We start from the raw sequence: 1,913 nt of genomic DNA, 5'->3' as shown, positions 1-1,913 counted from the left end.
TGGCGCACGGTGCCGCGCCCCGCGTCCAGCAGCCGGGCGACGTCCCGCTCGGAGGGGTGGCGCAGCAGCGACGGCTCGTGCGCGCCGTGGTGGCCGGGGTCGAGGAACGGGCCCTCGAGGTGCGAGCCGAGCACGTCGACGTCGGTCTCGGTGAGGTCGGCGATGGTCGCGACGCTCTCCGCCAGTGCGTCCAGCGTTCCGGTCACCAGCGAGATGACGGCGCGGGTCGTGCCGTGCGCGCGGTGCAGGTCGCGCCCGGTCCGGATCGCGTCGATGCCGTCGTCGTACGCGGCACCGGCGCCGCCGTGGCCGTGGATGTCGATGAAGCCGGGGGTCAGCACGGCACCGGGACCTGCGGCCTCCGCCGCGTCGACCACCTCGTCCGCGGACTCCCACTCCGACCCGGTGCCGCGCGAGACGACGACGCCGTTCTCGATGCGGACCCATCCGTCGTCGGTGACCTCACCGCGGTCGACGATGCGGGCGGAGTGGACGACCAGCGAGCCGGTCGCGGAGGAGTGGGTGGTCAACGTTCGCTCCAGGGGATGTCAGCGGCGGGGTGGAAATCGACCCCCTCAGCCTTCCACAGCGGCGCGAGTCGTCCGACCCGCGCCCGGAACGACTCCCAGCTCCGACCGGCACCCTCGCGCGGGGACCACGCGACCTCGGCCTGGGCCGCCGCGCGGGGGAACACCAGCTGCTCGACCTCGTCGAGCGTGCGGGTGGTCTCCGACCACAGGGGCGCCTCCACGCCGAGGATCGCGGACTCCGGCACGTCGAGCACCGCGGTCGGCTCCCACTCGTAGGCGGAGCGGACGTCGATGATCGCCGCCCACGTGAGCCCCAGCGGGAAGTCCTCGGTGTACTTCATGTCGAGGTAGGTCACGTTCGCGGCGGACATGATCAGCGCGCCACCGCGCTCGACGAAGTGCGCGGCCTCCGCCGCGTGCGTGCCCTCCGGCGTGGTCTTGCCCCAGTACTGTCCGACGGTCCCCTCGGCGATGTTCGCGGCGGAGCCCATCTCGTGCCAGGCGACGGGGGTCTTGCCCTCCGCGACCACGATCGCCGTCGCGCGCTCGGCGAACAGGTCGAAGTCGGCCTGCGGGGTGCCGAGCGACTCGTCGCCGCCGATGTGGATGTACGGACCGGGCGTCATCTCGGCGAGCTCCCGGACGACGTCGCGCACGAAGTCGTAGGTGCGCTCCTCGTGGATGCGCACGCTGGAGTGGCCGACCCCCCATCCGAGATACGTCTCGCCGGCGACCGGGAGCGGCTGCCCGAGCCGCTCGGAGTCGGCGACGAGGGCGTCGTTCAGCACCGGCTCCTCGACGAGCTCCGGATAGGCGACGCCGATCGCGTGCGTGTGTCCCGGCAGGTCGATCTCGGGGATCACGATCATGTGCCGCGTCGCGGCGTAGGCGACGATCTCGCGGTAGTCGTCCTTCGTGTAGAAGCCGCCGGGGTGACCGTCGACCGAGGTCGTGGCCGCACGCTCGGTCAGCAGCGGCCAGGCGTCGATGTGCACCCGCCAGCCCTGGTCGTCGCTCAGGTGCAGGTGGAGGTGGTTGTACTTCAGGGCGCTCGTGCTGTCGATGAAGCGCTTCACGTCGTCGACGCCGAAGAAGTGGCGCGCCACGTCGAGCATCACGCCCCGGCGCGCGAACCGTGGGGCGTCGGCGATCTCCACGTGCGGCAGCGCCCAGCCTCCGGCGTCCTCGCGCAGCAGCTGCAGCAGCGTCTGGACGCCGTAGAACAGTCCGGCCTCGTCGGCGCCGGTGACCACCGCGCGGTCGTCGATCCGCAGCGTGTACCCCTCGGCGGCCGCGACACCGCTGTCGAGGCGCAGCTCGATGTCGGCCGGCTCTTCGGCGGCCGTTTCCAGCCGCAGGCCGGTGCGGCGCTCGACCGCGGCG

General features: G+C 72.6%; 1 protein-coding gene and 1 pseudogene. Both read right to left on the bottom strand.

Translation table 11 applies throughout. The features are described 5' to 3' along the window. Positions 1-530: pseudogene (locus DW309_RS07065) on the bottom strand (N-acetylglucosamine-6-phosphate deacetylase); the annotation flags it as partial. Beyond that, on the bottom strand, positions 527-1,913 hold a 1,387-nt coding region (locus DW309_RS07060), incomplete at its 5' end, for a beta-N-acetylhexosaminidase (protein ID WP_136044959.1). The gene DW309_RS07060 and the pseudogene DW309_RS07065, both read right to left, overlap by 4 nt.

The sequence above is a fragment of the Microbacterium sp. K41 genome (genome assembly GCF_004794395.1).
GTDB classification, from domain to species: domain Bacteria; phylum Actinomycetota; class Actinomycetes; order Actinomycetales; family Microbacteriaceae; genus Microbacterium; species Microbacterium sufflavum.
The sequence above is the reverse complement of the archived record's forward strand: the minus strand, read 5'-3'. Positions and strand labels throughout refer to the sequence as shown.